Here is a 6,844-nt window from a genome sequence, read left to right on the forward strand (position 1 = left end):
ATTAACAACTTAAAAATTTATTTTAGAATCCAAAGCAATTCGCCAAACAAACAAAGCTTACTCAACCGTAACGGATTTTGCCAAATTACGGGGTTGATCGGCATCTGTTCCTTTTAATGACGCTGTGTAATAGGCTAACAGCTGAACGGGTATAATGTAAAGTAGGGGGCCTATAAATGATGTTGGTAAATTCGGTAAAATCATGATTTTAAGATTATTTTTACCCTTTGTTTGATTTCTGAGGTGGTCCGCCCCCTTGGAATCGGTAAAACAAATAACTTGGCCATCTCGCGCCAAAACTTCTTGGATGTTTGAGCTGGTTTTTTCAAACCAATCATCATGTGGGGCGATTACGATAACGGGGACAGTTTTGTCAATTAAAGCAATGGGGCCGTGCTTTAATTCCCCTGCGGCGTATCCTTCGGCATGGATATAGGTGATTTCTTTGAGCTTGAGGGCCCCTTCCAAGGCTACGGGAAAGTTTAATCCGCGCCCCAAATACAATACCGTTGTTGCCGCTGTCAGATCGTTGGCCAGCAGACGATAATCTGCGCTGGCATCAAGGATGTGGCTGACAAGCCCAGGAACGGTTTCTAGGGCATCGACAAGCACTGTATAGGTATCATCCGATATTGTTTGGCGTGCCCGTCCTATGGTCACACAAAGACAAGCCAAGACCATCAATTGTGCACTGAGTGTTTTGGTGGCGGCAACGCCGATTTCTGGGCCTGCCAGTGTTTGCAGGACAAAGTCAGCCTTACGTGCCAGGGAACTTTCTGGGACATTAACAATCGCAAGTGTTTGGATGGATTTTGCTAAGGCATGAGTTTGGACCAGGGAAAGTGCCGCTAAAGTATCGCTGGTTTCACCCGATTGGGACAAACAAATAACCAGTTCTCCTGCTGATAAAACGGGGGATCGATAGCGAAATTCCGATGCAATTTCAACATCTGTTTCGATGCCACCCCATTGCTCGAGCCAGTATTTCGCAACCATTCCCGCATAAAAGGATGTTCCGCAGGCGATGATTCGGATTTTTCTAAGGGTTTTCCAATCGATTGGAGGTTGTTCGTTTTGATGCAAAAGGGATATCAGGGTGTTTTTTAAAATGATGGGCTGTTCGTGGATTTCTTTAAGCATAAAATGGTCATATCCGTTTTTGCTGGCGGATTCCCCGGTGAATGCGCTTTGTTGTAAGGGGCGCGTTACGATGGTTTTGTTTTTATCGTAAATTATGTGGGTGGCGCCGTTTGGGCCGCGCGTGATGTGGGCGATGTCACCGTCCTCTAAATAACACACGGTCTGTGTCCAGGATGAAAAGGCCAGTGCGTCGGATCCAACAAATATTTCGGTGTTGGTTTCGCTTTGTTTGATGCCAAGCGCCAGTGGGCTTCCGCGTCGTGTTGCAATCAGGGTATCGGGGTCGTCGCTGAAAATAATGGCTAATGCAAAGGCGCCGCGAAGATGGGCCAGGGTTTCGTGGACGGCATCCAGGGGGGCACAGCCTTTTTTTAGATACGTGTCGATCAGGTGGACGATCACCTCTGTGTCTGTTTCGCTGTGAAAATCATATCCTTGCTTTTGAAGATCGTTTTTGAGTGTGGCAAAATTTTCAATAATCCCATTATGGACGACAGCGACTTTTTCATTTGAATGGGGATGGGCGTTTTCTGTGACGGCGCGTCCATGTGTTGCCCAGCGTGTATGGCCAATGCCGATTGTCCCAGGGATGGGGTGGGTTTCGACAAGGTTTATCAGGTTTTGGAGCTTTCCGGTGGAGCGCCTGCGATCCATGGTGTTTTGGTGAATCGTTGCAATGCCAGCTGAATCATATCCCCGATATTCTAATTGTTTGAGCCCGATAAGGAGCCGGGATGAAACGGGTTCTGAGCTGACGATACCGATAATGCCGCACATAAAACTTTTTTGCCTTGAAAAGGGATATGACAGGTAGTGTAGCGCGCTGAGGCTAAAAGCAGGAAGGAAATTTTAATGACAAATTATGACAGGGTTGGGGTAGTGATGATAGTAATGACATTCGGTTAGTATGAAATTCAAATCAAACAACGCGCTACCCCCCCGTCATCCCGTGGCTTGACCACGGGATCCACAGAATACATGGGTCCCGCGATCAAGTCGCGGGATGACGGGAGGTGTTATTTGGGAGAGGGCTCATGCTATTTCATTAACCGAATGCCATTGGTAATGATAGGGGTGTAAACACAAAAAACCCCACGCAGGAAAACCTGCGCAGGGTTAAAGCACGTGATATAAATTCTAAAATTTAGAACTTGTATCCAACAGCAATTTTCATCGCTTGTTGTGTGATTTTGAAGCTGTGCTTTACAGATGTGCCTGGCATTGTGTAGGTAGAAAATCCATTATTATCATGGGTCAGATCCATTTTCGGACCAAATAGATAGCTATATTCTGCGCGCATAAATACGTTCTTTGATACGAACACTTCAAGTCCCAGGCCAGGAGCAAAAGAAATCGAGTTTTTTGATTTCTTTACAACTTGAGATGACGCAGTAGCTTGAGCTTGGGTAACTGACTGAGCATTACCACCAGGGCCACCAATAGCTCCGGTGGCTGCGGCTGCATTTGGGTTAAATTGAGCTGTCCATTTTCCAGCTTCAACGCCCAAACGAACATAAGCCAATGTGCTTGGTGTAATCATGTAACCGATTCTGGCAGCCAGGCCATAATAGTTGCTTCTTTTTACATTAGCTTGACCATATCCTGTTGTGCCAACTACGTCATTATACGTTGGAAGCTTCGTTGTGTCAAAACCACCAAACGCTTCACCACCAAGATAGAATCCTTGTCCAACGCTCATGCCGTATCCAGCGAACGCACCAAACAACCCTGCTAATTTACCAGCGTTATTCTGGATTGTACGATCAGATGTGGATAGTGCTTGCGATGAGCCAGGCGCACCCACGGGCATTGCGCCTGATGTTTGCAATGTGTACTTCACGTTCGTGTTTGCTGCTGCTGCGCTGGCGCCAACATAAAAACCTGTTGCGGATGGTGCTGATCCAGCGAAAGCTGCAGATGTCAGCATCGTTGCTGATAATAGAATTGTTGAAATTTTCTTCATTGGTAACTCCTAAATAAATTTGTTTGTAAGACTAAACTCTTTTGTCATAGCTTTGTAACTATGGTTATAGTTGTAACAGTCGGGAATGAATTGATAAACGCTCTATCCACTTTGGCGGCTTCATTAATCCTTTTGTGTGATCTAAATGACACATTTCCGTTTGGTTTGGATTATGCAATTTCCATAAACAATCAATTAATCGTTCAGGCTCTGGATGGTCCCATCGGGCTTCGCCCTCCTCGTACAGGGCGTCATGGCGAGCGAGCAGAGCGAGCGTGGCCATCCAGGAAACACTGATCGGTGTTTTGGAAAATAGTATAAGTGCCGGGACAGATGATTTGTTGAATTTCATTAATACCATGCTTTATCCTTTGGTCAATAGTCTTTGTTACAAAGGAATCCTTATGAGCAAGAAAAACCCAACAAAATCAACTATTCCACTGCCAAACATCAATACTATCCACGCCGATCTTGATCATTTGTTCGCATTGGCGCTGGAGGATCGCAATCTATCTGTGGCCTTGAAAATCAAGGAATTTCAGGCAAAGGAACTGGACCCAAAGCCAAAAGGCAAATTTGCCCCCGCAAAATCATTGCAGGATCTGTCGGATCATGATTTAGCCGCCTTTATCCTGGACCTGGAAAGCCCTTAACCATACCTAGGCATGCCCATACTGAATCGACAGCACAAGCGGGTCAACCTTGATGGATGCCAAAGACGATCGCCACATCTCGTCGGCATTGGTTCCAAACAGCAATGTTTCTGTTGGTTCAGCAACCAGCCAGGAATTTTCTTGAACCTCCTGTTCCAATTGCCCGGGGCCCCATCCTGTGTATCCCAAGCATATCAGCGATTTCTTTGGTCCCGATCCATGCGCCAAGGCCCGCAAGATTTCCAATGTCGATGTAATTCCAAACCGATCATCGCCATCAATGGAAACTGTGGAATCTATGGTGTAATCATCCGTATGTAGGACGAAACCCCGGCTAACCTCCACCGGGCCACCATAATAAATAGCGCAATCGTCTGTAATAGATCTGACTGTGATGCCCAGTTGTTTTAAAAGATCTGTAAAGGTGAAGCTTGGCAAAGCCCTGTTGATCATCAAACCAATGGCGCCATGTTTATCGTGTCCACAGATATAGATCACGGCATGATAAAATTGACTGTCCTCCAAATAGGGCATTGCAATCAATAGTTTGCCCGTTAAATACCCTTGTGTGATCGACAGTGATTTGCCGTGTTTTAAGTTCATGAAGGTTTTCAAAACAGCCCCTTTGATTCTAATGTCTTATATACCATATTAGTTCAAAAGTGTTACCATCCGTTTAAGAGTACCTATAATTTTATTAAAAGTATGAGTAATTTGGCCCAGAATATCCCCTATAATGACGAAAACCGGGACTATATACGAAAGATTCGTCAATTACCCATGTTGACAAGTGAGGAAGAGTATACCCTGGCCAAGGATTGGCGTGAACGGCAAGATTATAAATCCGTTGAAAAACTGATTAACAGTCATTTGCGATTGGTTGCAAAAATTGCACAAGGGTATCGTGGGTATGGATTGCCATTAAGTGACCTCATTGCCGAGGGGAACGTTGGCATCCTCCAGGCTATGAAGCATTATGACCCGGACAAAGGGTTTCGATTTTCAACCTATGCGATGTGGTGGATACGTGCCAGCATGCAGGAATATATTCTGCAAAGTTGGTCGTTGGTTAAAATTGGAACCACGCGGGCGCAAAAGAAATTATTTTTTGGATTGCGTAAAGCCCAGCACCAAATTGATCAAGAATTGGAATTGGATGGGAATCTGGAGGGACATCAAGATGGGTTGACCCCTGAAAAGATTAAAAAAATTGCCGAAAAATTATTGGTCACCCCCGAAGAGGTCCTTCAGATGCATCAACGTCTGGGGGCAAAAGATCATTCGCTGAATTCGCCCCGGGGAAATTCCGAGGATAGCACCAGTGAATGGATCGAATGGATTGCTGACGAAAGCGATAACCAAGAAATTCAGTTGGCACAACAAGATGAAATGACCGAACGCAAAAGGCTTTTTGATCAGGCGATGACCTGTTTGGATAAGCGAGAGCACGCGATTTTTGTTAAGCGCCGGCTAGCAGAGCCACCCCGAACCCTGGAGGAGCTGAGTACAAAATTGGGAATCTCCCGGGAACGTGTGCGGCAAATCGAAAACAAAGCATTCGAAAAGATTCAAAAATTCATCAAACGGCTAGCAGGCACGCAGCCTCATTTTGCCTGAGATAGGGTATAGTATTTTCCTGCAAAGTCAATAGACAACAGGATGGCTTTCTGGATGGCCACGTCGGGCCTTGCCCTCCTCGCCATGACGTCATGGCGAACGAACGAAGAGAGTGTGGCCATCCAGAAATCTATCTCTCTATTGATCACGTAGAAAAACACTATATTTCCACATGACCAATAGTCCTCTCAGTACTCTCTTCCTGGATGGTCACACTCTCTTTGTTCGTTCGCCACTGTAAGTCGTTGTGATGAGGGCGAAGGGGCTATACCCCTTCCAGATCATTTTCCAGGGGAACACCCCATTGTCATCCTCGGGTCAAGCCCGAGGATGACAAGTGCGGGGAATCATTTGAAATGGGTATATTCCATTATAGATCCCGCGATCAAGTCGCGGGATGATGGGGTGTGGCCTTGTGTGATGCGGGGTTTAGGGACAGAGCCTAGTACGTATTGTCGGGAACGATGCGGCTACGGCTTCCTGCTTTGCGGCTTTCGATTACAAGGACGCGCTGGCCAACGGACATTTTTGGTTCAGCACCCTGAGCGATTGTTATAACGTCGCCTCTGTCAAGCTGGACTTGATATTCTGTTCCTTCTTGGCTTGTTATTTTTTGTTCCAAGAAATGACCGCCAGCGCCGGCAGCCAATCCACCCAAGACTCCTGTGACGAGGCTTCCTCTGCCACCACCAAGTGTTGACCCCAAAAGGGCTCCGGATACACCGCCGATAGCGGCTCCCGCTCCTAGTTTACTGGGATCGGACCCATGAAGATTAACTGGTTTTGCCGCCAAAACGGTTCCGCGTAGTGTTGTGCTGATGCTTCCGACGTCTGCTGTGTTATAGTCGCTGCCGCCTAGGTTTGGGGCGCATGCCGTTGCCAGAAATGAGAGGGCTGCCAAGGCTGCAATGTTTGTATGTTTTTTGTTCATGATGAATCCAATTAAAAAAATCAATATGACTATGATAATACAAGAGGGAATGGCGCACAATGGTTTAGGAGCGCCTGTTTTTGAAGAAATCGGACAGCAGTAAGCCGCATTCTTTTTCCAGGATCCCCCCAATGATTTCTGGTTTTTGGAAGGTGTATTCCAGGACGCGGGGGCCATGGATAACGCCGCCCCCTTTTGGATCATAGGCGCCAAAATACAGGCGTCGTAAGCGAGACCAAGCAATAGCAGAGGCACACATGGGACAGGGTTCCAGGGTCACATAAATGTCGCAATTTTCAAGGTAGGGGGTGTTAAGAATTTTTGTGGCGCGTTGAATGGCCAAGATTTCGGCGTGGGCCGTTGGATCGTTGCGGTGTTTTACAAGGTTGTGGGTTGCTGATACGATTTGATCATTACTATACCCTTCGTCTTTCAAACTCTGATCTTCGAAAATTTCGGAACCTCGCGTCCTCATGTACGTCTCTGTACACTCCGGGCGCTCGGTCCTTATTTTCAAATCCAGATTTCGAAATCCATTGG

Annotated in this window: 8 protein-coding genes; 3 read left to right on the forward strand and 5 right to left on the reverse strand. The window is 46.4% G+C overall.

From position 1 onward, the window contains the following. Positions 1-57 precede the first annotated feature (57 nt). Together glmS and NTX76_04475 are read right to left on the reverse strand one after the other, a co-directional pair. Positions 58-1,917, reverse strand: coding sequence for a glutamine--fructose-6-phosphate transaminase (isomerizing) (gene glmS, locus NTX76_04470; protein ID MCX7338517.1), 1,860 nt, complete (start codon positions 1,915-1,917; stop codon positions 58-60). A 367-nt stretch (positions 1,918-2,284) separates the two neighbouring features. Then, on the reverse strand, positions 2,285-3,103 hold the full coding sequence (locus NTX76_04475; GenBank protein ID MCX7338518.1) for a hypothetical protein: 819 nt from the start codon (positions 3,101-3,103) through the stop codon (positions 2,285-2,287). Positions 3,104-3,163: 60 nt separating this feature from the next. Between NTX76_04475 and NTX76_04480 the strand changes: the two genes are divergently transcribed. Beyond that, a complete protein-coding gene (locus NTX76_04480; GenBank protein ID MCX7338519.1) occupies positions 3,164-3,400 on the forward strand; it encodes a hypothetical protein in 237 nt (78 codons plus the stop codon). Next, positions 3,379-3,756 carry a hypothetical protein gene (locus tag NTX76_04485; GenBank protein ID MCX7338520.1) on the forward strand — a complete coding sequence of 126 codons (378 nt, stop codon included), beginning with the start codon at positions 3,379-3,381 and terminating at the stop codon, positions 3,754-3,756. Before NTX76_04480 ends, NTX76_04485 begins: the two co-directional genes overlap by 22 nt. Before the next feature lie 6 nt (positions 3,757-3,762). Here NTX76_04485 and NTX76_04490 read toward each other — a convergent pair whose 3' ends face one another. Further along, positions 3,763-4,359, reverse strand: a complete 597-nt coding sequence (locus NTX76_04490; GenBank protein ID MCX7338521.1) for a YqgE/AlgH family protein — start codon at positions 4,357-4,359, stop codon at positions 3,763-3,765. Between the two features lie 102 nt (positions 4,360-4,461). Between NTX76_04490 and rpoH the strand changes: the two genes are divergently transcribed. Beyond that, positions 4,462-5,373 (forward strand): RNA polymerase sigma factor RpoH, encoded by a 912-nt coding sequence (gene rpoH, locus NTX76_04495; GenBank protein ID MCX7338522.1) that lies wholly within the window; start codon positions 4,462-4,464, stop codon positions 5,371-5,373. A 442-nt stretch (positions 5,374-5,815) separates the two neighbouring features. Here rpoH and NTX76_04500 read toward each other — a convergent pair whose 3' ends face one another. Then, the gene (locus NTX76_04500; protein MCX7338523.1) at positions 5,816-6,304 is read right to left on the reverse strand and encodes a hypothetical protein; all 489 of its coding nucleotides are present in this window, start codon (positions 6,302-6,304) and stop codon (positions 5,816-5,818) included. 64 nt (positions 6,305-6,368) lie between these two features. After that, positions 6,369-6,844: nucleoside deaminase (locus tag NTX76_04505; GenBank protein MCX7338524.1), on the reverse strand; the 476-nt coding region annotated here is incomplete at its 5' end.

The organism is Alphaproteobacteria bacterium (assembly GCA_026400645.1).
GTDB lineage: Bacteria > Pseudomonadota > Alphaproteobacteria > Paracaedibacterales > CAIULA01 > JAPLOP01.